Source organism: Oharaeibacter diazotrophicus, assembly GCF_004362745.1.
Lineage (GTDB): Bacteria > Pseudomonadota > Alphaproteobacteria > Rhizobiales > Pleomorphomonadaceae > Oharaeibacter > Oharaeibacter diazotrophicus.
Genome location: NZ_SNXY01000006.1, coordinates 1,343,866 through 1,367,262, shown reverse-complemented (window position 1 = coordinate 1,367,262; position 23,397 = coordinate 1,343,866). Strand labels below are relative to the sequence as shown.

The 23,397-nt window shown below is 72.3% G+C and carries 18 protein-coding genes; 11 read left to right on the top strand and 7 right to left on the bottom strand.

Annotation, left to right across the window (positions count from 1 at the left end):
• The first annotated feature begins 103 nt into the window (after window positions 1-103).
• Window positions 104-1,885 carry an aspartate--tRNA ligase gene (aspS, locus tag EDD54_RS06455; RefSeq protein WP_126535475.1) on the top strand — a complete coding sequence of 594 codons (1,782 nt, stop codon included), beginning with the start codon at window positions 104-106 and terminating at the stop codon, window positions 1,883-1,885.
• A 304-nt stretch (window positions 1,886-2,189) separates the two neighbouring features.
• Here the strand turns inward: aspS and EDD54_RS06445 are convergent, their stop codons facing one another.
• A complete protein-coding gene (locus tag EDD54_RS06445; RefSeq protein WP_126535479.1) occupies window positions 2,190-4,346 on the bottom strand; it encodes a hypothetical protein in 2,157 nt (718 codons plus the stop codon).
• A gap of 271 nt (window positions 4,347-4,617) precedes the next feature.
• Entirely contained in the window at window positions 4,618-5,775 is a 1,158-nt protein-coding gene (locus EDD54_RS06440) for a hypothetical protein (RefSeq protein WP_126535481.1), read from the bottom strand.
• 316 nt (window positions 5,776-6,091) lie between these two features.
• Between EDD54_RS06440 and EDD54_RS06435 the strand changes: the two genes are divergently transcribed.
• Window positions 6,092-7,684: an EAL domain-containing protein gene (locus EDD54_RS06435; RefSeq protein WP_126535483.1), complete on the top strand. Its 1,593-nt coding sequence runs from the start codon at window positions 6,092-6,094 to the stop codon at window positions 7,682-7,684.
• 159 nt (window positions 7,685-7,843) lie between these two features.
• Here the strand turns inward: EDD54_RS06435 and EDD54_RS06430 are convergent, their stop codons facing one another.
• A complete protein-coding gene (locus EDD54_RS06430; protein WP_126535485.1) occupies window positions 7,844-8,140 on the bottom strand; it encodes a DUF6455 family protein in 297 nt (98 codons plus the stop codon).
• Between the two features lie 496 nt (window positions 8,141-8,636).
• On the opposite strand from EDD54_RS06430, the gene EDD54_RS06425 reads away from it, so the two are divergent.
• The 7 genes from EDD54_RS06425 (at window position 8,637) to EDD54_RS06395 (ending at window position 17,217) form a co-directional block, all read left to right on the top strand.
• Complete coding sequence (locus tag EDD54_RS06425; RefSeq protein WP_245515694.1) at window positions 8,637-10,613, top strand: AfsR/SARP family transcriptional regulator; 1,977 nt, start codon at window positions 8,637-8,639, stop codon at window positions 10,611-10,613.
• 124 nt (window positions 10,614-10,737) lie between these two features.
• On the top strand, window positions 10,738-11,103 hold the full coding sequence (locus EDD54_RS06420) for a hypothetical protein (protein ID WP_126535489.1): 366 nt from the start codon (window positions 10,738-10,740) through the stop codon (window positions 11,101-11,103).
• A 4-nt stretch (window positions 11,104-11,107) separates the two neighbouring features.
• The gene (locus EDD54_RS06415) at window positions 11,108-12,397 is read left to right on the top strand and encodes a YcaO-like family protein (RefSeq protein WP_126535491.1); all 1,290 of its coding nucleotides are present in this window, start codon (window positions 11,108-11,110) and stop codon (window positions 12,395-12,397) included.
• On the top strand, window positions 12,394-13,113 hold the full coding sequence (locus tag EDD54_RS06410; RefSeq protein ID WP_126535493.1) for a TfuA-like protein: 720 nt from the start codon (window positions 12,394-12,396) through the stop codon (window positions 13,111-13,113). The genes EDD54_RS06415 and EDD54_RS06410 overlap by 4 nt, the downstream gene beginning before the upstream one ends.
• Window positions 13,110-14,219 carry a hypothetical protein gene (locus tag EDD54_RS06405; protein ID WP_126535495.1) on the top strand — a complete coding sequence of 370 codons (1,110 nt, stop codon included), beginning with the start codon at window positions 13,110-13,112 and terminating at the stop codon, window positions 14,217-14,219. The genes EDD54_RS06410 and EDD54_RS06405 overlap by 4 nt, the downstream gene beginning before the upstream one ends.
• 169 nt (window positions 14,220-14,388) lie before the next feature.
• Window positions 14,389-15,345, top strand: coding sequence for a hypothetical protein (locus EDD54_RS06400; protein WP_126535497.1), 957 nt, complete (start codon window positions 14,389-14,391; stop codon window positions 15,343-15,345).
• A 516-nt stretch (window positions 15,346-15,861) separates the two neighbouring features.
• On the top strand, window positions 15,862-17,217 hold the full coding sequence (locus EDD54_RS06395; RefSeq protein WP_245515656.1) for an Nramp family divalent metal transporter: 1,356 nt from the start codon (window positions 15,862-15,864) through the stop codon (window positions 17,215-17,217).
• Between the two features lie 46 nt (window positions 17,218-17,263).
• Here the strand turns inward: EDD54_RS06395 and EDD54_RS06390 are convergent, their stop codons facing one another.
• Together EDD54_RS06390 and EDD54_RS06385 are read right to left on the bottom strand one after the other, a co-directional pair.
• Complete coding sequence (locus EDD54_RS06390; protein ID WP_245515655.1) at window positions 17,264-18,190, bottom strand: aldo/keto reductase; 927 nt, start codon at window positions 18,188-18,190, stop codon at window positions 17,264-17,266.
• A gap of 151 nt (window positions 18,191-18,341) precedes the next feature.
• Window positions 18,342-20,282: a hybrid sensor histidine kinase/response regulator gene (locus tag EDD54_RS06385; RefSeq protein ID WP_126535501.1), complete on the bottom strand. Its 1,941-nt coding sequence runs from the start codon at window positions 20,280-20,282 to the stop codon at window positions 18,342-18,344.
• A 117-nt stretch (window positions 20,283-20,399) separates the two neighbouring features.
• Between EDD54_RS06385 and EDD54_RS06380 the strand changes: the two genes are divergently transcribed.
• Window positions 20,400-21,026, top strand: coding sequence for a class I SAM-dependent methyltransferase (locus EDD54_RS06380; protein WP_126535503.1), 627 nt, complete (start codon window positions 20,400-20,402; stop codon window positions 21,024-21,026).
• A 20-nt stretch (window positions 21,027-21,046) separates the two neighbouring features.
• Here EDD54_RS06380 and EDD54_RS06375 read toward each other — a convergent pair whose 3' ends face one another.
• A complete protein-coding gene (locus EDD54_RS06375) occupies window positions 21,047-21,616 on the bottom strand; it encodes a DUF2478 domain-containing protein (protein WP_126535505.1) in 570 nt (189 codons plus the stop codon).
• Complete coding sequence (gene tsaA / locus EDD54_RS06370) at window positions 21,613-22,131, bottom strand: tRNA (N6-threonylcarbamoyladenosine(37)-N6)-methyltransferase TrmO (RefSeq protein WP_126535507.1); 519 nt, start codon at window positions 22,129-22,131, stop codon at window positions 21,613-21,615. Before tsaA ends, EDD54_RS06375 begins: the two co-directional genes overlap by 4 nt.
• A gap of 478 nt (window positions 22,132-22,609) precedes the next feature.
• Here tsaA and EDD54_RS06365 point away from each other — a divergent pair, with 478 nt between their 5' ends.
• On the top strand, window positions 22,610-22,990 hold the full coding sequence (locus EDD54_RS06365; RefSeq protein WP_126535509.1) for a winged helix-turn-helix domain-containing protein: 381 nt from the start codon (window positions 22,610-22,612) through the stop codon (window positions 22,988-22,990).
• Window positions 22,991-23,397: the final 407 nt, after the last annotated feature.

Below are 23,397 nucleotides of genomic sequence, written 5' to 3'. Positions count from 1 at the left end.
CGGGTGCGCCGTGCGCTCTTCCGCCCGCGCGCCGGGACCGCGAGGTCCGCGGCTTTCGGCCGTTTCGCGCCATTCCTTCGCCGCTTCAGACAGGACGCCGACCATGCATCGCTACCGGAGCCACACCTGCGGACAGCTCGACGCTTCGGCGGTCGGCGGCAATGTCCGGCTGTCGGGCTGGGTCCACCGCGTCCGCGACCACGGCGGCCTGCTGTTCGTCGACCTGCGCGACCACTACGGCATCACCCAGTGCGTGATCGACCCCGATTCCGCCGCCTTCGCCGCCGCCGAGGCGGTGCGGTCGGAGTGGGTGATCCGGATCGACGGCGAGGTGAAGGCGCGCACGCCCGAGACGGTGAACCCGAACCTCGCCACCGGCGCGGTCGAGGTCTACGTCCGCGAGCTCGAGGTGCTGTCGGCGGCGCGCGAGCTGCCGCTGCCGGTGTTCGGCGAGCCCGACTATCCCGAGGACGTCCGCCTCAAGTACCGATTCCTCGACCTCCGCCGCGAGACGCTGCACCGCAACATCGTCACCCGCACCAAGGTGATCGCGGCGATGCGCCGGCGCATGGACGCGGCCGGCTTCACCGAATACTCGACGCCGATCCTGACCGCGTCCTCGCCCGAGGGCGCGCGCGACTTCCTGGTGCCCTCGCGCATCCATCCCGGCAAGTTCTTCGCGCTGCCGCAGGCGCCGCAGCAGTACAAGCAGCTGTTGATGGTCGCCGGCTTCGACCGCTATTTCCAGATCGCGCCCTGCTTCCGCGATGAAGACCCGCGCGCCGACCGCCTGCCGGGCGAGTTCTACCAGCTCGACCTCGAGATGAGCTTCGTCACTCAGGAGGACATCTGGGCGACCATGGAGCCGGTGCTGCGCGGCCTGTTCGTGGAGTTCGCCGAGGGCAAGCCGGTCACCGAGGTGTTCCCGCGCATCCCCTACGACACCGCGATCCGCAAGTACGGCTCCGACAAGCCGGACCTCCGGAACCCGATCGAGATGCAGGCGGTGACCGAGCATTTCGCCGGCTCGGGCTTCAAGGTGTTCGCCCGCATGATCGAGGCGGACGCCCGCACCGAGGTCTGGGCGATCCCGGCCCGTACCGGCGGCTCGCGCGCCTTCTGCGACCGGATGAACTCGTGGGCGCAGACCGCCGGCCAGCCCGGTCTCGGCTACATCTTCTGGCGCAGCGAGAACGGCGCGCTCGAGGGCGCCGGCCCAATCGCCAAGAACATCGGCCCGGAGCGCACCGAGGCGATCCGCGTCCAACTCGGCCTCGGCGAGGGCGACGCCGCCTTCTTCGTCGCCGGTGATCCGGCCAAGTTCTACAAGTTCGCCGGCGAGGCGCGCACCCGCGCCGGCACCGAACTCGGCCTCGTCGACACCGAGCGCTTCGAGCTGTGCTGGATCGTCGACTTCCCGTTCTACGAGTGGGACGAGGAGGAGAAGAAGCTCGACTTCGCCCACAACCCGTTCTCGATGCCGCAGGGCGGCCTGGACGCGCTGCAGAACCGGGACCCGCTGACCATCAAGGCCTACCAGTACGACATGGTCTGCAACGGCTACGAGATCGCCTCGGGCTCGATCCGCAACCAGCTGCCGGAAGTGATGGTCAAGGCCTTCGAGCTGACCGGCAAGTCGAAGACCGAGGTCGAGGAGAAGTTCGGCGGCCTCTACCGCGCGTTCCAGTACGGCGCCCCGCCGCACGGCGGCATGGCGGCGGGCGTCGACCGCATCATCATGCTGATCTGCGGCGCCGAGAATCTGCGCGAGATCACGCTGTTCCCGATGAACCAGCGCGCCGAGGACCTCCTCATGGGCGCCCCCTCGGATCCCACCAACAAGCAGCTCCGCGAACTGCACATCCGGCTCAACCTGCCGAGCTGAGGCAGGGCGGGGCGCGTTCGCCCTCGATCCTGGCCGGGCAAGCACCGGAACCTCGACCCGCCCTCTCCCCCCTCGAGGGGGAGAGTTGGAGAGAGGGGGAACCCACGCGTCCGCCGACGCGGCGGTCGAAGCTTCGCGTACCCCTCTCCCTAACCTTCCCCCTCGAGGGGGGAGGGGACGTGTCGAGGGATGGACAGGGACGCGCACTCCGGCGGATGTTCACTGCCGACTGCCGACTGCCGACTGCCGACTGCCGACTGCCGACTGCCGACTGCCGACTGCCGACTGCCGACTGCCGACTGCCTCACTCGTTCGCCTTCACGTCCACCTTCAGGAGATCCAGCACCTCGCCCGGGGCCTCGGTCTGGATCGCGGCGAGGGCGGAGAAGGGGAGCGGGGCGGTGGGGGCGAGGGTGAGGACGATCGACTGGGGGTCGTTCAGGAAGGTCTTCAGCACGTCGGCGAATTTCTGCTGGATGCGCTGGTCGTCGAGGAAGCCGAGCATCAGGGGCATGGCGTCGCCGACGCTCTTGCGGAAGTCGTCGGGCTTCTGGTTGAGCTTCTTGGCCTGGACCTCGAAGGCGCGTTCGACCACGCCGGCGTTGCCGAAGCCGATCGAGCCCGACACCAGGGTGCCCTCCTGCATCCGCGCCTCGATCGTCGCCGGATCGAGGAAGATCGACAGCGGCAGGTTGCCGAGGTGGACGTCGCCGGAGAGCACGCCCATGTCGGCGACCTTCACGGTGGCGTCCTCGAGGTGGACATCGCCCTTGTCGGTATCCCAGGTCATGGTGGCCGCGCCGGAGACCGCGACCTGGTCGTAGCCCATCGCGGTCAGCTGCTCCTTGGCGTCCGGATCGGTGATCATCGCCACCGGCAGGAAGGCGCGGCTGAACGACAGGTCGTAGCGGCGGGCGAGCGCCTTGTACCAGTCGCCCTCGGTAATCGCGAAGCTGTCGAGGCCGAGGTTGCCCTGCGGCGTCTCGATCGCGAGGCCGGCGACCTCGAGGAAGTCGAGCGTCGGCGAGCCGTCGAGCACGGCGTCCATCATGGCCTGCGGCGAGGGACCTTCCGCGGTCTTGGAGGCGTCGGCGAGCGAGAGCAGGGCACCGAGCGAGCCGAACTTCAGATTGCCGAGCGTGACGAGGTTGAGCGAGCCGGAGCCGGCTTCGCCGGCCTTCAGTTCGCCGTTGCGGAAGGTGATCGCGCCGATCCCGTCGGCGTCGGCCTGGTCGACGGCGATCTCGCCGAGCCGGAAGGTGATGTCGTCGGGCGCGTCGACCGAGATGTCCGTCACCTTGACCTGATCGAAGCCGAAGAGTCCGGTGACGTTTGGCAGAACGTCGCGCGCGAAGGCGAGCGGGTCGCGCTCCGGCAGCTTCGGGTCGGCGAACAACGCCTGGAAGATGGCCATGGCGGGCTTCGGCGTTTGGCGGATACGCGCCCCGGTGGTGGTGACGTCGCCGACGGCGAGGACCCCGCCGTCGAACTCGACGCGGATGTCGCGATAGCCGGCCTCGGCCACGAGGGTGTGCCAGCGGCCGTCGCCCTTGCCATCGACATAGGCGGCGGGGTCGAAGGCGTCGAGATAAGCGCCGATGTCGGCGCCGCGCGTCGACGTCTCGCCGATCGTGACCTTGGCGTCGGTACCGTTCGCGGCGATCGTCTCCTCGATGGACTTCGCGCCGGACCGTTCGATCCGGCCGTCGTGCATGCCGGAGAGGTAGATGCTGCCGTAGGAGACCTTGGTCGTGCCGCCGGCGGCGTCGGTCGTATCGTAGTCGGCGTTGGTGTACTCGGCCCAGTCCGTACGGATGCGGGTACTCCAACGGGCGATTGCGATCGCCTTGTCGAAGCTGCTCGCCTTCGCGTCGAAGGTTGGGCTCGCGAAGGGCGACACGAAGCGCTCGACGACGAAGGTCTCGGCCTGGAAGGAGAGCCGTGCGACCGGGGGCTTCTCGGCGGTGGCAGGCTCGTCGGGCGTCGCGCCGTCCGCGGTGGCGCCGTTGCCGTCCGCGGCGTTGCCGCCGGCGGCATCGTCCTCCGTCTGCCCGCCGTCCGGAACCATCGGGTCGGATCCCTCGTCGTTCGCCTTGGAGAGGGCGGCGAGGTCGGGGACCCAGTGCTCCATGTCGAGGCGCACATCGGCCTTCATCCCGGCGATGCGGATCGCGTGGGCGGCGAAGTCGCCGGTCGGCGTGCGGCGCGGATCCTCGACGGTCAGGGTGGGGTAGACGATCGTCACGAAATCCTTCTCGAGATCGCCGATCACGACGTTCTCGAGGACGACCGACTGCGACCGCGGCTCCTCGCGGACGGCGCCGATCGTCACCGGCAGGCCGAAGGAACTCGCGGTCAGCCAGTCGCGCACCAGATCGGCGCGCGGGCCGGCGAGGGCGGTGGAGGCGTGGAGGGCGAAGAAAAGACCGGCGGCGAGCCGGACCTTGGCGGACGACGTCATCGGGGCACCGCTCTCGAATCGGGGGCCCGGCATGTCGGGCCGCGCACTTGAAAATCCGCCCCGCCCGTCCGGTGGGGCCGTCGACGAAAGGGAGGCGGCGGGACCGTCGACGCGCCCTGCGCGCCGGCCCCGCCGCCGGGGTCTCGTACCCGTCTCGCAAAGTCCCGACTTGTCGGGACTTCACGAGGTTTCGGCCATCCGGCCGGCGCACGGTCGGGCGCTTCTCGCGCGCAGAGCGCCGACCACGGGTCGGAGCTTTGCGCGCTCGGTCTCACTCCTCGAGTTCGACGTTGGCCTGGACGTCGGCCTTCAGCGCGTCGGGCAGCGTCTGCGGCGCGGTCTGGGCCGTGCCGACGATCTCGGCGACGGGAACCGGCTTCTCCGGCGCGACGGTGATCTGCAGGTTCTTCGGGTCCTTGAGGAAGGCGCCGGCGGCGGCGGCCACCTTGTCCTGGAAGGGCGGATTCTGCAGCGCGGCCAGCATCATCGGCAGCGCCGCCGTGATCTGGCCGACGAAGGCCTCCTTCTCCTGGCCCATCTGCTTGGCCTGCATGTCGAGCACGCGGCCGGTCAGCGAGGCGTCCTCGTAGGTCAGCGAGGCGTCGGAGAGGGTCAGCTTGGTGATCAGGTCCGGCGGCGGGTTCGGCTGGCCGAGCGCCTTCATCACGTCGGCGGTGACGCCGCCGATCGTGCCGGTCAGGGTGAGCGTGCCCATGTCGGCGCCCTCGACGCTGAACTCGTCGAGCGTCAGCGTGCCGGACGGCTGGTCCCAGGCGCCGCCGGCATAGACCGACAGGTTGAGCTTGTCGTAGCCGAGCGCCTTCAGCGGGGCGGTGTCGATGCCGCCGGCCGCCGCGGTGGCCGGATCGACCACGATGTTCTCGACCGAGAGCGACAGCGTGTGCGGATAGTCGTCGACGAAGTCGGACGCCTCCACGCCGAGGCTGCCGATCGTGACCGGCGGCTTGTCCTTCTCGGTGATCTCCATCGCGGTGATCGTCAGGCTGTCCATCCGCCCCTTGCCCTCGCCGCCCGGGGCGGCGGGCGGGGTGGCGTCGAAGTTGACGATCTCGAGGCTCTCGGCCTTCGCGGCGGTGTCGCCGGAGGTGCCGGAGATGCCCTCGGCGGTGAGTGAGTCGGCCTTGAGCCCGCCCTTGCCGTTGAGGTCGGCGTTGACGAGCTTCAGGGTCGCGATCCGGGTCTCCCGGGTGCCGCCCTGGTCCTTGACGACGACGTTGCCGTAGATCAGCGCGTCGCCTTCCCTCTTCGGCGTGCCGAGTTCGACCACCGCCTTGTCGTCACCGGCCTTGGAGAACTTGGTCAGCGCGTCGGTGATCTCCTGGTCGGTCGCGGCCCAACCGGGAAGGGTGGTGAAGGCGCCGATGGCGAGCGCGGCGACACCCGCCTTCGCCGAACGCGGGAAATTCATGCTCTTCTCCCAACAATGCAGGGTCGTCGATTGCGTGCGGTCGTCCCGTCCGGCGGCGCGGTGCACCGGGCCGGCGCGACACCTTGGAACAAGGGTACCGGACCGTTCAAGCTGAAGCTCTCCTGCGGCCCCCCGAAGGGGACCTCCCCCGGAAACGAACGTATACGGACCGCGCGTGCGGGGGAAGGTCGTCGGCGATTGGGGCGTTCCGGCGGCGGAGCGGAACCGAATCTTCATCCGGGCACCGCATTCTCGGGCGAAGGCCCGGATCCGGGCGCGTGCCTTTGCGGGGATCGATCCGTTGAAGCGGCGGTTGGTGCAGTGGGGAAAGACCGCGATCGCGGCGGCCCTGATGGCCGGCCTGCCGATCATGGTGTCCGACTACGTGCTGTCCCGCAACGGACTGGCGGAGGGCCGCGTCGAGGCGCGCGAGATGGCCGAGCGCGTGCTGGAGCGCGCCGAGGCCGTGATCGGCGAGGGGCTGACGCTGCTCGCCGAGGCGCGCAAGCGCGCGGTGGTGGACTGCGGCTACGATTCGCGCGCCGCCTACGGCCACCTCGCGTTCCAGGCCAGCTACGTCCAGCAGATCGGCCTGATCGACGAGGCGGGCACGCTGATCTGCGGCGAGCCGATGGGCGCGCTCGCCTTTCCGGCCCGCCTGCCGGCCGCCGATCCGGGCGATCCGTCGGTGATGATCGGCATCCTCAAGGGCAACGGCGACAGCCAGGCGGTGGTGACGCTGCGCGTCGATCCGCGCCAGCGTCTCGTGGCGCGCTTCGACCGCGACGTGCTGGACGTCGCCGCCGGCCCCTCCTACTTCCGCGACGCCAGCCGCATCGAGGTCTTCCTCGAGGACGGTTCGGTCTGGCTGCGCACCGCCGGCAACTGGGCGCCGGAGAAGGAGCCGGGCGCGATCGTCGAGACCGCGACGTCGCACCGCTACCCGATCAAGGTGGTCGCCTCCGCCTCGGCCGTGGCGGCCGAGGACACCATGGCGCCGCTGCGCGCGATCGTGCTGGTGGTCGCCACCCTGTCCGGCATCGCGGTGTTCGCGGTCAATCTCTGGAACAACTGGCGCGGTCAGGCCGGCGACGCCTTCACCCGGGCGGTCGAGAACCAGGAATTCGTACCCTACTACCAGCCGGTGTTCGACCTCTTCACCGGCGAGATCCGCGGCTGCGAGGTGCTGGTGCGCTGGCGGCGCGAGAACGGCACCATGGTGCCGCCCGGCCAGTTCCTGCCCTACGCCGAGGCGACCGGCCTGATCCGCGACATCACCCGCCAGCTGATGGCGAAGACGGTGGAGGACTGCGCCGCGATCTACCGGCGCAACCCGCATCTCAAGCTCAGCATCAACCTGACGGCGATGCACTTCAACGACCTCGAGATCCTCGACGAGATCCAGGACATCTACGGCGACAGCGGCATCGCCTTCGATCAGCTCTGCTTCGAGGTCACCGAGCAGCACCCGCTCAAGGACCTCAACCTGTCGCGCGCCATCATCGGCCGGATCCAGGCGCTCGGCGCGGCGGTCGCGCTCGACGACGTCGGCACCGGCCACGGCGGTCTCGCCTACCTGCAGAAGCTCGGCGTCGACATCATCAAGATCGACAAGATGTTCATCGACCACATCGGCACCGACCACTCGTCGCAGACGATCGTCGACACCCTGGTCGAACTCGCCAACCAACTCGGCCTCGGCATCATCGCAGAGGGCGTCGAGACGCAGGACCAGCTCGAGCACCTGAAGCGCGTCGGGGTGGCGACGGCGCAAGGCTACGTCTTCTCGCCGCCGGTGCCGGCGAAGGCCTATCTCGAGATGCTGGAAAAGGGTGCGCCGGCCGCGCGCGCGGACACCGCCGCGCCGACGGCCGCGGCGCCCGCCCCGGACCGCCGCGACGCGGCGTGAGGCCGGACTCGCAAGGTCTCGACCACTGGCCGGAGCTTCGTGGGCGAGGAACGCCCGACCGGGCGCCGACCGAAAGGCCGAGATCTCGCAAGGTCCCGACGAGTCGGGACCTTGCGAGATCGGTATGAGCGCGAACGCGAGGGTCCGCGCGCCGGACCTTCAGATGGTAGCCGGCGCCTCGGAGGCGAGGGCGGCGAAGCGCTCGCCGTTCAGGCAGAAGTCCGGCGCGTGGTCGGCGCCGCGGATCGCGGCGACGTCGAGCCAGTCGCGGCAGACGTCACGGTCGGTGCAGGTGGTGCACAGCGCGCCGGCTTCGGCGCGCTCGGCGTCCTGGAGCAGCCCGTCGACACCGAGCGCGCGGACCATCCGGCGCATCTCCTCGGGGGCGGCCGCGGACCGGCACGGGCAATCGTCGCCGCAGGCTCGCTCGGTGGTGTCGTCGTGATCGGCGCACATGGCTGACCTCCGCTCGGGGGGCTCTCGGTTCCGGAGCCCGGCGGAAGCAACCTCCCATCGCCGTGTGGGCGGCGCGTTGACCTGGATCAACGCGCGAACGGTGGACGATGCGATCGTCCGGCCGTAGAAAATCGGACGGCGAGAAACAAACCGGAAAAAACAACCGGAGCAGCCGGCCCGCCGATCCGCGTCGCCTCGGGGTGACGCGGGGGAGGGTGTCGGCCACCCCGGTTGGGACGAAGTCAAAGGTCTACCGCGTCAGTCGAGGGCCCGAACGGGCCCGCCTCGCGAAAGGCGTCCCGACACTCCGACATGCGGCGTGACACGGGCGTGACTCGAAGGCTGCGAGATGCCATAAACTGTATTTGTTCTACCAAGGTCTACCGCAGCGACGCCCCTTTCGCCGGGTGCGTCGCCAAAGTCGAGCCCGGCGGCGGCGCGCGCCGGGCGGACGGCGGCGGGCCGGGCCCGGGGTGGCGGAGTTCTGCACGTGGACATGGCGCTCGGAGATCTCGGCGGTGGCGACGACGGACGTCACGCCGCCCGGCTGGAACTGCTCGGCGCACCCGCGCTCTACGTCGGTGCGACGACCGTCGCGATTCCCGACAAGGCCTATTTCATCGCGGCCACGCTGGCGCTCGCGCCCGGGCGGCGGATGATCCGCTCGAAGCTGCGCGACCTCTTGTGGGGATCGGCCGGCCCGGCGCAGGCCAACGCCAACCTCCGCCAGTTGCTCAGCCGGATCACGCGACTGCAGCGCTCGTCCGGGTTCGTACTGATCGTCGTCGACGCCGAATGGATCCGCCTCGCCGACGCCACCGCGATCGACCTCGTCGACTGGCTCGACGCGGACGTCGCCGGCCTGACGAGGCGGCGCGAGTGGCCGGCGCTGTCGGGGCTGTTGTGCCGCTACGACCGAGACCTGCTCGAGGGCGTGCGCACCGGCGAGACCAGCCTCGACGATTGGCTCACCGCCGAGCGCGAGCGCTTCCGCTTCTCCTGGATCGCCGCCGCGGTCGCCCTGCTCGAGGCCGGGGCGGCGCCGCCGGAGGTGTCGCTGGCGATCGCCACGCGCCTCGCCGCGCGCGACAACACCCACGAGGCCGCCTATCGCGCGATGATGCGCGCCCACGCCGCCGTCGGCGACATCGCGGCGGCGCGGCGCGCCTATGCCACCTGCCGGCAGGCGCTGCTCGCCGAACTCGGCGAACCGCCGCAGCCGGAGACCGTGGCGACCGCGGAGCGGGTGCTCGGGCTCGGCATCGCGCCGGTGCCGGCCGAGCCGGCGGCGCCGACGCCACCGGGGCCGTCCGCGACGCGGGACCGGCCGCGCATCGCCATCCTGCCTCCGACCACCGCCTTCGAGCGCTGGGCGCAGTCGCGCGCCTATGCGCTGCTCGAGGACATCACGGTCGGCCTCAGCCGCTATCGCAGCTTCCGCATCATCGCCGCCCACACCAGCCTGCTGCACGGCGCCCGTCCGCGCGGGCGCGAGCGCGACAAGCCCTGGTGCGACTTTGCGCTGTTCGCCTCCGGCCGGATCGACGGCAGCGCGCTGCACCTCGGTCTGCGCCTCACCGAGGTGGCGACCGACGAGGTAATCTGGGCCCAGGAGGTGGCGCTGCCGCGCGACGACCTGCGCGGCGTCCACCGCGAGATCACCGCGCGCATCGTGTCGTGGACCGCCGACGCGATCGACCGCGCCCAGCTGGCGCCGCCGGCGACGCCCAAGGATCCGTCCGCCTACCGGCTCTTCCTCGAGGGCCGGCGCTTCCTGCAGAGCACGGACCTCAGGGACCTGCGCCGCGCGCGCAAGGTGTTCCGCGATTCCACCCGGCTCGACGACAGCTTCGCCGCGACCTACGCCGGCCTCGCCCGCACCCACAGCCTGGAATGGCTGGTGCGCGGCGCGCCGACGCCCGAACTGCTCGAGGAGGCGACCGCGCTCGCCGCCGCCGCGGTGGAGCGCGATCCCGACGACGCCCGCGGCCACCGCGAGGCCGGCTTCGCCAAGCTCTACCGCAAGCACCACGACGACAGCCTCGAGTGCTTCCGCCGCGCGGTCGACCTCAACCCCCACGACGCCGACCTCCTGGCCGACTACGCCGACGCGCTCGCCCACGCGGGCGACCCCGCCGCCGGGCTCGACGCGATCGGCCGGGCGCTCCGGCTCAACCCGGTGCCGCCGGACTACTACCACTGGGTCCGCGGCAGCATCTTCTATCAGGTCGCCCAGTTCGAGGACGCGCTCGCCGCGCTGTCGCCGGTGGCGCGCAACCCGGCGACCGCCCGCCTGCTCGCCGCCTCCGCCGCCCGCGCCGGCGACCGCGAGGCCGCCGAGCGCTACGCCCGGGCCGTGCGCGAGACCTTCCCGGACTTCCGCACCGAGCAGCTCTGGAACATCGTACCCAACCGCAATTCCGACGACACCCGCAACCTGATCGACGGCCTGCGCGCCGCCGGTCTGCCGTGACAGGCCGCACAAATCCGATCACGGCTCGGTCACGCCCTCCCGTTTACCGCTCGTTAACCCTTTGGTGCCTCACCCGGTGATTCGGGTGCTCCGGCGACCTCGGGGGGAGCGAGAGGGACACGCCATGGCTGACTACTATCTCGTCGGTAACCTGGACGACGAAGACGACCTGTGGCTGATCAACAAGACCGAGGGCACCGCCAACCCGGTCCCGAAGGCGATCTGGGAAGACGTGATCGCGATGTTCCAGGCCGAGGTCTCCTCGGCGGAGCCGGAAGCGCACGAGACCCGCAAGGACATGGCCGCCTCGATCCTCGCGACCATCGAGAGCCGTGGCACCGTGAACCGGGGCGTCTCCCTGGCGATCTCCGCCAACGAGCTCGGCTCGGTGCTCGCCACCGTCCGCATCGAGCCGGTCGACCGCTTCTCGCGCACCGACGCGGAGCTGGCGCGCTTCCTGTCGAGCCACGTCGTCCACCACGCGAGCTGACGCGATGACGACCTGGCCGATGCTGGCGGACACCGTCGCCGGCCGGGTCGCCGCCTCGCGGCGCACCGCGGATCGCGCCGTCCACGGCGAGCGCGACCGCGTCGTCGATCCGGCGGAGACGCTCGCCGTCGTCCGCCGGCTCGCCTCCACCCTCGGCATCACCCGGATCGGCCTCGTCACCGGGCTCGACCGGGTCGGCGTGCCGATCGGTGCCGCCTACCGGCCGAATTCGCGCAGCCTGTCCGTCAACCAGGGCAAGGGCCGCGACGCCGTCTCGGCGCTCGCCTCGGCCGCGATGGAGGCGGCCGAGGTCGCCGTCGCCGAACGCGATCCCGCCGCGTGCCTGACGCTGTCGCTCGCCGAGGCCGCCGCGGCCGGTGTTCCGCTGGTCGATCTCGCGCGCGTCACCCGCTGCCGTCCGCGCGACGTCGACCGCGCCCTGCCGCGCCGCCTCGTCGCCGGCTTCGACCTGATCGCCGGCACCGCCGTCGCCGTCCCCGTCGAACTCGTCGGCCTCGACCACGTCGACCTTCCGCCGCGCGACGCCTTCGACCGCTCGAGCGACGGCCTCGCTTCGGGCAACCTGCTGGTCGAGGCGGTGTTGCGCGGCCTGCACGAGCTGGTTGAGCGCGACGCGATCGCCCTGATGGAACTGCTGCCCGATCCCGCCGTCGCCGCCCTGAAGCGCGCGCCGGCGTGGTTCGGCGATCCCTGGCTCGACGCCGCGGCCCACCGGCTCGACGCCGCCGGCGTCGACGTCGCGCTGTTCGACGCCACCTCCGACTTCGGCGTGCCCGTCGTCGCCGCGCTGCTGACGCCGCGACGGATGGAGCGCGACCCCGGCGCCATCGAGGCCGGCCTCACGATCGGCTACGGCTCGGACGCCTCGGTCGGGTCGGCGGCGATGCGCGCGGTCGCCGAGGCCTGTCAGGCGCGCGTCACCGCCATCGCCGGCGCCCGCGACGACATCGGCGCCGACCGCTACCGCTCGCTCGGCGCCGGCGACCGCGGCCGCAACGACCGCCTCGCCGCGCTCACCGCCGCCCCCGCCGTCGACGCGCCGCCGCGGCCGGCGCTGGTCCGCACGGACGGCCTGTGGGCGGCCGTCGACGCCGTGGTCGCCCGGCTCGCGGCCAGCGGCATCCGGCAGGTCGTGATGGTGCCGATGACCGATCCGGACTTCCCTTTCGCCGTCTGCCGGGTGATCGTGCCGGGCCTCGAGATCGGCACCGGCGGGCCGGGGCGCCAGCCCGGGGCACGGCTCCTCAGGGCGATGCTGAGGAGCGCGGCGTGAAGGTCCTGTTCTCCGGCCCGAGCCTGACCGACGCCGATCGTGCCGCGTTCCCCGGCCTCGTCCATCGCGGCCCGGCCGCCCGCGGCGACCTCCTCGACGCCGTCGAGGCCGGGGCCGAGGCGGTCGGCATCGTCGACGGCCTGTTCGGTTCGACGCCGGCGATCTGGCACAAGGAGATCGTCCACGCGTTGTCGCTCGGCGTCCGCGTCGCCGGCGGTGCCAGCATGGGGGCGCTGCGCGCCGCCGAATGCGCCGCCTTCGGCATGGTCGGCGTCGGCGCGGTCTACTGGCGCTTCGCGAGCGGGGCCGAACTCGACGACGGCTATGTCGCGCAGATCCACGCCCCGGCCGAACTCGGCTGGGCGGCGCTGTCGGAGACGCAGGCGGTGGTCGACCTGACGCTGGCGGTGCTCGCCCGCCGCGGGACGATCACGCCGGTCGAGCGGGTCGCGCTCGCCGAGGCCTCGCGGGCCGTCCACCACGCCGACCGCCGCCTCGCCGACCTGCCGGCGCGCGCCGGCTTCGACGGGGGGCGTGCCGACGAACTGCGCGCGCTGCTGCGCGCCGGCCGGATCGACCGCAAGCGCCGCGACGCCCTCAAGGTGGCGCGCTGGCTCGAAGCCCGCCCGCCCGGCCGCCTGCCGCCGCCGACCGACTGGACGTTCAACGCGACGTCGCAATGGCTGGGCTTCCTCGCCGAACGGGCAGGGCGATGACCGCGGCGCCCGGGCGGCTGGTCTCCTCCTCGGAGGGCGCGATCGCGGCGGTGCTGCTGGCGCTGCCCTCCGCCTTCCTGCGCGACTCGCCCGAGGCCGCCGACGCCCTGTTCGCCGCCGCGGCGGCGACCGGCGGCGAAGTGCTGGCCGTCACCCACGCCGCGTCGGCCGCGGTGGTACGGGCGCGGGCGGGGCAGGGCGCCGCGGTCGAGGCGGTGCCCGACGACACGCCGTTGTCGGTCTGGATCCAGGACCAGTCGCTGGCCTTTTCCGGCAGCGCGCGCCCGCGGCTGCTCGCCGGCCCGCGCTTCTCGGTCGGCGCGCTGCCGCTCGACCTCGTCCTCGACGGGCCGCCGCTGCTCGACGGCGGCAACCTCCTGGTCGGCGCGGATTACGCGCTCGTCGGTGCGGACGAGTTCGCGTTCTGGCGCGCGCGGCGTGCCGTGCCGCCGCCGGAGGGGGAGGGCGCGCTCGCCGCCTTCGCGGCCGACTACGGCCTGCCGGAGCGGATCGTCGTGGTCGGCGGGGCGGAGCCGGCGCCGACACCCTTCGGCAGCAATCACCCGCGCGACGACGGCGTCTGGCGTCACGACCCATGGCCGGGCATCGTCGCCAAGGGCTCGCGGCAGGCGGTGTTCCACGTCGACGTCCACGTCACGCCGGCCGGCCGTGCGCCGGACGGGCGGCCGCGCCTCCTGGTCGGCGATCCCGCTCTGGCGGCCCGGCTCGCCGGCCTGCCGCCGCCGCCGGAGGACTACGCCGCCCGCTTCGACGCAGACGCGGCGGCGCTCGCCGCAGCCGGCTTCGCGGTGCTGCGCAATCCGCTGCCGGCGATCGGCATCGACCACGCGCACCGCCGGCGGCGCACCATGCACCTCCTCTCCGCCAACAACGCCTGGGTCGAGGCCGAGGGCGTCGCGACGCCGCGCGCGTGGGTACCGCTGTTCGCCGCCGGGCCGGACGATCCGCTCGCGGCGGTCGACGACGCCATGCTGGCGCTCTGGGCCGGGCTCGGCTTTTCGACCGTGCCGGTGCGTGGGCTCGGCGCCCTGGCGCTGCGCAACGGCGGCCTCAACTGCGCCAGCCGGATCCTGTCGAGGCGCTGACCGCGCCGCGGGGCGGGTCTTGGACTCGAAGAGGTGGTGCCACGCTCTTGGAAAATCTCGATTTCGGGGGAAGATCGGCGGCCGTGCGTCCGTTCAAGGGACGACGGGCGCCGTGCCCGTCGCAGATCGCGTCCGTAGATCGCGCCACCCAGGGGGAAGACGAGTGACCATGCGCCCGTTCCGTGCCGCCGCCGCCGTGCTGCTGCTCTCCGTCGCCACGGCGGCGGCCGCCCCGACGTCTTCGCCCGTACCGGGCACCAATTGCCCGAACTTCCCCGCCGACAGCTGGTGGCACGCCGACGTCTCCAAGCTGCCGGTGCATCGCTCCAGCGCGCGCTGGATGGCGAACATGTCGCCGAGCCGCCGGCTGCACCCGGACTTCGGACCGAGCTACGGCGAGCAACCGGTGCCCTACGGCATCCCGATCACCGTGGTGGCGTCGTCCCACCCCAAGGTGTCGGTGACCTTCGACTACGCCGACGAGAGCGACCGCATCCGTTATCCGCTCGGGTCCGACACCAAGGTCGAGGGCGGCCAATGGGTCGAGGGCGACCGCCACACCATCGTCGTCGACAAGGGCACCTGCCGCGTCTACGAGACCTGGGCGACCTCCCGGCGCGGCGGCCGCTGGTTCGCCGGCAGCGGGGCGTCGTGGCTCCTGAAGTCGAACGCGCTGCGCCCGGACGGCTGGACCTCCGCCGACGCCGCCGGCCTGCCGATCCTGCCCGGTCTCCTGCGCTACGACGAGGTCGCGCGCCGGCGGATCGACCACGCCGTCCGCTTCACCACCGACGTCACCGACCGCGCCCATCTCTGGCCGGCCCGCCACGACGCCGGCTCGGTCTCGAACGCCGCCTTTCCGCCGATGGGTGCGCGCTTCCGTCTGAAGGCGTCCTACCGGATCGACCCGGCGCTCAGGGCCGACACCAGGGCGGTGCTGGCCGCCTTCAAGCGCTTCGGCCTCGTCCTCGCCGACAACGGCTCGCCGTGGTTCTTCCAGGGCACCGCCGACACGCGCTGGCCCGAGGGCCTGCTCGACGAGCTGAAGCAGGTCCCGGCCTCGGCCTTCGAGGCGGTCGACACCTCCTCGCTGATGCGCGACCCGGACAGCATGCGGGTGAAGTGACCGCTCCCGCGCGAGGACGGTTGTAAGGGCTCGGGTTTCCGTGGGCTCTTCGGCGGACGTCGCGGCGGAACGGCCAGCTCCGCCGGCCGTCGCGACCCCTTCCGCCTCGCTCCGCTCGGCACCTTCCCCTAAAGGGAAGGATGAAGGAAGCGGTTGGCGCGGCGCGCAGACCGGGCCGGCCGTCGAGCGTCGGAAGCCCGGGGGGTCTCATCCTTCCCCTCCAGGGGAAGGTGGCCCGGAGGGCCGGAAGGGGTCGGGGTTCCGAGGGCGTTTCGGTGGACGTCGCGGGCCGTCCGGCCTCGGAAGCCCGTTGCCTCCATCCTTCCCTTCAGGGGAAGGATGGAACCGCAGCTTCGAGCGATCGTCATGACGAACGTGCGGCGCCTCCTTCGAGGCGCCGCCGGGCGATGCGGAGCCCCGCGCCCCGGCCGCCTCCGCGACCTCCCCCCATTCGCGAGTTGCTATTGCGAGTGATTTGCATTCTAATCTGACGGTCCGTACGGGGAACCACGCATCGTGACCGAAACCGTCTCGCCGACCGTCGTCTCCCTGAACCGCTTCGGCTGGCGCCGCGACCGCGGCGATCCCGCGCTCGCGGAGGTCCACGCCTCGGTGGCGGTGCCGCGCAAGCCGGGCCTGCGCCGGCTCGCGGCCTTCCTCGGGCCGGGCTATCTCGTCGCCGTCGGCTACATGGATCCCGGCAACTGGGCGACCTCGCTCGCCGGCGGATCCCGCTTCGGCTACGCGCTGCTGGTGGTGGCGCTGGTCTCCAACGTGATGGCGATCGTGCTGCAGGCGCTGTGCGCCCGGCTCGGCATCGCCACCGGCCGCGACCTCGCGCAGGCCTGCCGCGACGCCTATCCGCGCTGGGTGTCGTGGCCGCTGTGGCTGCTCGCCGAACTGGCGATCTGCGCCACCGACCTCGCCGAGGTGATCGGCACCGCGATCGGCCTCAACCTACTGTTCGGCATCCCGCTCGAGATCGGCGTGATCCTGACCGCGCTCGACGTCTTCCTGGTGCTGTTCCTGCAGGGCCTCGGATTCCGCTACGTCGAGGCGCTGATCGTCGCGCTGCTCGGCGTCATCTTCGTGTGCTTCGGCGTCCAGATCGCCATGGCCGATCCGCATTGGGGCGCGGTGATCGCCGGCTTCGCGCCGACCACCGACATCGTCACCAACCCGGACATGCTCTATCTCGCGCTCGGCATCATCGGCGCGACCGTGATGCCGCACAATCTCTACCTGCACTCGGCGATCGTGCAGACCCGCGGCTACGACCGCACGCCGGAAGGCCGGCGCAGCGCCGTCACCTATGCCACCATCGACTCCACGGTGGCGCTGATGATCGCGCTCCTGATCAACGCCTCGATCCTGATCCTGGCGGCCGCCGCCTTCTACCACACCGGCAACACCACCGTGGCCGAGCTCGGCGAGGCGCACACGCTGCTGGCGCCGCTGCTCGGCAGCGCGATCGCGCCGACGCTGTTCGCTGTGGCGCTCTTGTGCTGCGGCTTCAACTCGACGGTGACGGCGACGCTGGCCGGGCAGGCGGTGATGGAGGGCTTCCTCGACATCCGCCTCTCGCCGTGGCTGAGGCGACTGGTGACGCGGGCGATCGCGATCGTGCCGGCCGCCGCCGTCACCATCGCCTACGGCGAGAGCGGCACCGCCGAACTGCTGATCCTCAGCCAGGTCGTGCTCAGTCTGCAGTTGCCCTTTGCCGTGGTGCCGCTGGTGATGTTCACCGCCGACCGCTCCAAGATGGGGGCGCTGGTGGCGCCGCGCTGGCTGTCGGTGTTCGCCGCGCTGATCGCGACGGTGATCGTGGTGCTCAATCTCAAGCTGATCTACGACTTCGTCACCGGGGCCTGAACCGGACATCCCGGGGCGCGGCATCCACGCCCCGGGAGACCGCCGGTCAGCCCGGATCGTAGGCGCGGGTCGCCTCGGGGTCGGCGCTGTCGCGCTCGATGGCGGAGAGTTCCAACCAGACGGCGTCCGGCACCGGGAAGGCCGCCCATTCCAGCGTCTGCGCCACCCGCTCGGGCTTGCTGACGCCGCAGATCGTCGACGCCACGCGCGGATCGCGCAGCGAGAACTGCAGCGCCACCGCGCCGGCCGGCACGCCGTGGCGGGCGCAGATCTCCTCGACCCGGCGCAGCGGCGCCAGCATGGCGTCGGTCGCCTCCTGGTAGACGTAGCGGCGGAAGCCGGCGGTGCCCTTGGCGAGCGCGCCGCCAGCGTAGGGGGCCGCGTTGAACACGGACGTACCGCGCTCGACGCAGAGTTCGATCATCGCCTCCGCGTTGCCGTTGACGACGGTGTGGCGGTTGTGGGTGATGATCGCGTCGAAGGGGAAGTCGCGCAGCATCGGCATCATCACCGCGACGTCGCCGGCGGCGAGGCCAACCGCGTCGGCGAGCCCTTCCTCCTTCATCCGGAACAGCTCCTCGACGGCGCCGCCGGGACCCGCGATCTCGCCGAGGTCGCGGGCGTGCTCGGGGTCGTGCAGGTGGAGGACGTGGACCTTGTCGAGCCCGAGCGCGGCGAGGCTCTCTTCGGCCGAACGCCGTGCCGCGGCGGCGTCGAAGCGGCCGGTCTCGACGTCGCGGTCGAGCTTGGTGGAAATCACCGCGCCGGCCGGCAGGCCGCCGATCGCCCGGATCGCCGCGCCGATGCGCGCCTCGCTGCGGCCGGCGCCGTAGATCCGGCTGGTGTCGAGGAAGGGATGGTCGCTGGCGAGGATGGCCTCGACCGTCGCCTGGGCCCGCGCCTCGTCGACGCTGTAGCCGTAGGTGTTCGGCATGTCGCCGAGCGCGGAGGTGCCGAATCCGATCCTCGGCACCCGGACCGCCGTCCGGCCCACGGACACGCGGGCGTCATCGTTTCCGCTCAAGATTGTCCTCCTCGTCGTCGTTTCCGGTCGTCGGGGGGCTCGGCCGCGCCGCGGTCCCGGCGCGGGGCCTTCCCCGTGGCGCTCCCCCGCGCCGCGCCGGTCATAGCACGGCGCGCGGTCCGGTGCGGCCCGCCGTCGCATCCGCGATGGCGGCGGCGAGGCCGTCGCGGCTGAACGGCTTGGCGAGGCGGTGCGCCGGCAGGTCGGCGGGCAGGTCGGAGTAGCCGGTGACCACCAGGATCGGCAGCTCCGGCCGGATCGCGGCGAGGCGGGCGGCGAGTTCGGCACCGGTCATTTCCGGCATCACCTGATCGGTCAGCACGAGGTCGAAAGCGCCGCCGGATTCGACGAGGCCGAGCGCCCGCGCCGCCGACGGCACGGCGACGACGGCGTGGCCGAGGTCCTCGAGCATGCCGGCGGTGGCGGCGAGCACCAGTTCGTCGTCGTCGACCGCGAGCACCGCCAGCCGACGCCCCGGCGTCGGCACCGGCCGCGGCCGCGCCGGCTCGTCCCGGACGTCCTCGGGGGCGGCCGCCGGCAGCAGCAGTTCCACCGTCGTGCCGATGCCGACCCGGCTGCGGATCCGCATCCGCCCGCCCGACTGCTCGGCGAGACCGTGCACCATCGACAGCCCGAGACCGGTGCCCTTGCCGACGCCCTTGGTCGTGAAGAACGGCTCGACCGCGCGCGCCAGCGTCGCCTCGTCCATGCCCGAGCCGCTGTCGGTGACCGCGACCGCGACATAGGCGCCGGGCGGCAGCCCGTCGGTCGGATCCGGCACGGCCGGCGCCGCGGAGAATGTGATGGTGCCGCCCTCCGGCATGGCGTCGCGGGCATTGACGGCGAGGTTGATCAGGGCGGTCTCGAGGTGGTGCGAGTCGGTACGGACCGGCGGCACGTCGGCGGGGAAGGGTGTCTCGATCGCGATGGCCGGCCCGAGCGAGCGTTCGAGCAGCTCCGTCATCCCAGCGACCAGCGCGGCGACGTCGACGGCGCGGATCACGAGGTCCTGGCGCCGGGCGAAGGCGAGCATGCGCCGGGTCAGCGCCGCGCCACGGTCGACCGCGCGCACGAGGTCGTCGAGGATCGCGCGGGTGCGCGGCTCGTCGGGCACGCGCCGGCGCAGCACTTCGAGCCCGCCCATCACGACTGCCAGCAGGTTGTTGAAATCGTGGGCGACGCCGCCGGTCAGCTGGCCGACCGCCTCGATCTTCTGCGACTGGAACAGCGCCTCGCGCGTCGCTTCCAGCTCGCGCTGGGCCTGGAGCCGCTCGCTGATGTCGCGGGTGATCTTGGCGAAGCCGATCGGCCGGCCTGTCTCGTCGTGGACGGCGTCGAGCACCACGTGGGCGTCGAAGCGCGAACCGTCCTTGCGCACGCGCTGGCCCTCGCTCTCGAAGCGGCCCTCCCGGGCGGCGGTCTCGAGCGCGAGCCGCGGCAGGCCGGCGATCTGCTCCTCGGGCGTGTAGAATACCGAGATGTGCTCGCCGAGGATCTCGGCGGGCGCATAGCCCTTGATGCGCTCGGCGCCGGCGTTCCAACTGGCGACGTTGCCTTGCGGGTCGAGCATGAAGATGGCGTAGTCGGTGACGCTCTGGACCAGCAGCCGGAACTGCTGTTCGGAGCGCCTGAGCGCCTCGTCGGCGGCGCGGCGGTCGGTGAGGTCGCGCGTGACCTTGGCGAAGCCGACCACGGCGCCGTCGGCGTCGTGGATCGGGTCGATCACCACCGAGGCCCAGAAACGGCCGCCGTCCTTGCGCAGCCGCCAGCCCTCGGCGTTGAAGCGACCGGATTCGGCCGCCGTGCGCAGCGCGAGCGCGGGTATGCCCGCCTCGCGATCCTCTTCGGTGTAGAAGATCGAGAAGTGCCGGCCGAGGATCTCCTCGCGCTCGTAGCCCTTGAAGCGCCTGGCCCCCGGATTCCAGCTCGACACGATCCCGTTCGGATCTAGCATGTAGATGGCGTAGTCCGTGATCGCATCGACGAGACGCCGGTATCGGCTGTCGTCGTCGGATCCTTCCGCCCTGTCGCGACGTTCCATGGCTTCCCCGAAAGCCCTCGGTGAGCGTAAACGTCCGGCAGCGGAGAAGGTTCCCCCCGAAAGGGCGCCCGTCTCCGGCGGAACGTTCCTCCTGGGCGACAGCGTGACGGCGCCACCATGGACGTCGAGGCCTTCATCACCGCGCGGCTGCCGGCCGCGGCGCATCCGCTGGTGCCCGAGATCGCGCTGCACGCGGCGGTGCCGTCGAGCGGCCTCGGCCGCCTCGCCGCCGCCGATCCGGCCTTCCCGCCGCCCTATTGGGCGCGGCCCTGGCCGGGCGGCCTCGTGCTCGCCCGTCACCTCCTCGACCACCCGGTGCTGGCCGCGGACCGCCGCGTGCTCGACTTCGGCGCCGGCGGCGGCGTCGCGGCCCTCGCCGCCGCCCGCGCCGGTGCGGCCGAGGTCGTCGCGCTCGACGCCGACTCTTTTGCCCGCGCCGCGGTCCGCGCCAACGCCCGGCGCGCGGGCCTCGCCGTCGCGACGGCCGCCGAACTCCCGGCCGGCCACTTCGATCTCGTCGTCGCCGGCGACGTCTTCTACGACGCCGCCGTCGCGACCGCCGCGCTCGCCGCGCTGACCGAACTCCGCTGCCGCGGCGCGCGCGTCCTCGTCGGCGACCCCGGTCGCGACCACCTGCCGTGGGCCCGGCTGACACCGCTCGCCACCTACGTCGTCGCCGAATGGGGCGCCTCGGCGGGGACGCCGGGCACCGCCACGGTCCACGCGTTCGACGGCGCGGAATAGGCCGAGCGGAGCCGCCGTGGTCAGGGCTCGTGCGGGCAGGCCGGCGGCGCGCGCCGCGGCGACGGCGCGTTGCCGAGCGCGGCCCACCAGCCGCGGAGCCGCTCCGCCCGCGGCTCGATCGTGACGGCGAGGCCGCCGGTGCCGGCGATCCAGGTGTCGTAGAGCCCGGCGGGCACCGCGACCAGCACCGGCACGCCGCCCTCGAGCGCGCGGCCGAGCACGTCGACGAGGCCGCCGCCGGCGACCTCGGCGCGGCCGAAGCGGTTGAGGACGACGAGGTCCGGCCGGCGGTGGAGCACGGCCGCGAGCCGGCGGCCGAGTTCCGGCAGCGCGTCCGCCGCACGCCCCGGCGCCCGGACGCCCGCGACCGGCGGCTCCGGCCATTCGCCCGCGGGCACGAGATCGAACGCGACGGCACGGTTGCGCGACGTCGCGCCCGGAACGCTCCGCTGCAGGATGCCGAGCACGTCCCAGCCCTCGCCGAGCAGCGTGCGGACGAAGCCGGCGAGCAGGGCGTCTGGATCGTCGCCGGGGCCGTAGACCATGCCGGCGACGTCGTTGTCGGCGTAGAGGCGCGGCAGCGCGCTCACGCCGGCCGGCCCGCGGAAGCGGCCGGGCCGGTCTCGAAGTCGCCCGGCTGCGGCGGCGCCAGCGGCACGAACAGAGTGCGGTCGGGCTTGAGGTCGACGAGCGGCGTGCCGTCGACGCAGTCGAGCCCGCGCACGGTGAGGAACGGCCCGTCCACCGCCACCAGCCGGACAACCGCCGTGCCGATCGGGTTCGGCCGCACCGGCGAACGCAGCGCGAAGGTGCCGCGCGTGGCGCCGTCGTCGGCCGGGCTCTGACGCACCAGGTCGCGGCGCGAGCGGTGCAGCCAGTAGAGCACCTCGAGGCGCTCGTAGCGGCCGATGCCGTCGAGCGCCGCCACCCAGGGTTCGAACACCTCGATGCGGCAGTCCGGCCCGTCGAGCCGGCCTTGGCGCGGGCAGTCGGTCCGCTCGGTCCACGGCGTCGCGATGCGTCCCACGAACACGAGCCCGGCGTCGCCCGGCACCGGCGGCGCCACCGCCACCTCGTTGGTACGGATCTCGTCACGCGGTGTCATGGGTCACCTCGGGTGAACGGGGGCTGCCCGGCGTGCAGCGGACGGCCGATCCGGGGAGGGGCCTCGATCCGCCGATGGCGCTATATTCGAAAAGGAATAGCGCGGCGGAGGCCGTCTCGTCCACGGCCTCTCGTACCTGCCTCTCAACGTCCCGACTCGTCGGAACTTTGCGAGGTTTCGCCCTTTCGGCCGGCGCCCGGTCGGGTGCCTCTGGCGCGCGAGTGCGCCGACGACGGGTCGGAACTCGGCGACCCCGGTATTGCCGCCGTGCTCCCGGTTCGGGCGCAGGGACGCTGGCTCCGATGGGCTCCAGGCGCGCGGCGCGACACCCCGCGTGGCCGTGGCTCCGCGCGGTGCGGCCCGGCGAGCCCGTGGCTGGTCGCGGGGCGGTGTCGCGGATGATTCGTCGGCCCGGACTGGCGTCGGCGTCGGCCGGCGGCCATAGTCCGATCGGCCCCGCCCACCGAGTCTCGCCGTCATGCCCGCCCTCAGCCTGCGCATCGATCTCGATCCCGACGGCCGGATCGGTCCCGGCAAGATCGACCTGCTCGAGAAGATCGCGGCCTTCGGCTCGATCGCGGCGGGCGGGCGGGCGATGGGGATGTCCTACCGCCGCGCCTGGGAACTGGTCGAGGAGATGAACCGCACCTTCGGCCGGCCGGTCGTCTCCGGCCAGTCCGGCGGGCGCCGCGGCGGCGGCGCCGCCCTCACCCCCCTCGGCCTCGCCCTCGTCGCCCGCTTCCGCGCCATCGAACGCGCCGCCACGGACGCCGCCGCCCCGCACCTCAAGGCGCTGCAGGAGGAGGTGGTGCGGGCGGAGGAGGGGGGCGTGTCCGAGCCGGTCGACGGGACGAGCTAGGATCATTGCAGTTCCGGATGTCGAAGGCGCTTCGGTTTCGTCGATGGCGCGCCGTTTTCTTACCAAGTACGAAATGTTCTCGCGGGGGCGTCTTCGTTCTTCGACGCGGAGTTCGGGTGGCGGTGTTCGACGGATCCGCTCGCATGTGACGGCTGCCGTCAATGAAATCACCGTCGGATCGCCCTGCGTTCGTCCGATCGGCCACTGACTTCACCTTCCGCGTCGTGCGTCTCATCGCCGAGGCACCGGATGCGAACGCTGCTCCCGCTTGGTAGCATTGGGATGAACGTCGCCTCGGCGCGAGGGCGGAGCACTTCCTCTTCCGCTCAACGGCCATCGGGGGCCGCGATGCGCGAAGTCTCGGCGGCCCTTCACCGCAGCGACGCAATGATCGGCCGCGAAGCGTG

Excerpts from the sequence above, each read along its gene's own strand:
- aspS (WP_126535475.1), top strand. The coding sequence starts at position 104 with ATGCATCGCTACCGGAGCCACACCTGCGGACAGCTCGACGCTTCGGCG.
- EDD54_RS06445 (WP_126535479.1), bottom strand. The coding sequence starts at position 4,346 with ATGACGTCGTCCGCCAAGGTCCGGCTCGCCGCCGGTCTTTTCTTCGCC.
- EDD54_RS06440 (WP_126535481.1), bottom strand. The coding sequence starts at position 5,775 with ATGAATTTCCCGCGTTCGGCGAAGGCGGGTGTCGCCGCGCTCGCCATC.
- EDD54_RS06430 (WP_126535485.1), bottom strand. The coding sequence starts at position 8,140 with ATGTGCGCCGATCACGACGACACCACCGAGCGAGCCTGCGGCGACGAT.
- EDD54_RS06425 (WP_245515694.1), top strand. The coding sequence starts at position 8,637 with ATGGCGCTCGGAGATCTCGGCGGTGGCGACGACGGACGTCACGCCGCC.
- EDD54_RS06420 (WP_126535489.1), top strand. The coding sequence starts at position 10,738 with ATGGCTGACTACTATCTCGTCGGTAACCTGGACGACGAAGACGACCTG.
- EDD54_RS06415 (WP_126535491.1), top strand. The coding sequence starts at position 11,108 with ATGACGACCTGGCCGATGCTGGCGGACACCGTCGCCGGCCGGGTCGCC.
- EDD54_RS06405 (WP_126535495.1), top strand. The coding sequence starts at position 13,110 with ATGACCGCGGCGCCCGGGCGGCTGGTCTCCTCCTCGGAGGGCGCGATC.
- EDD54_RS06400 (WP_126535497.1), top strand. The coding sequence starts at position 14,389 with ATGCGCCCGTTCCGTGCCGCCGCCGCCGTGCTGCTGCTCTCCGTCGCC.
- EDD54_RS06385 (WP_126535501.1), bottom strand. The coding sequence starts at position 20,282 with ATGGAACGTCGCGACAGGGCGGAAGGATCCGACGACGACAGCCGATAC.
- EDD54_RS06380 (WP_126535503.1), top strand. The coding sequence starts at position 20,400 with ATGGACGTCGAGGCCTTCATCACCGCGCGGCTGCCGGCCGCGGCGCAT.
- tsaA (WP_126535507.1), bottom strand. The coding sequence starts at position 22,131 with ATGACACCGCGTGACGAGATCCGTACCAACGAGGTGGCGGTGGCGCCG.
- EDD54_RS06365 (WP_126535509.1), top strand. The coding sequence starts at position 22,610 with ATGCCCGCCCTCAGCCTGCGCATCGATCTCGATCCCGACGGCCGGATC.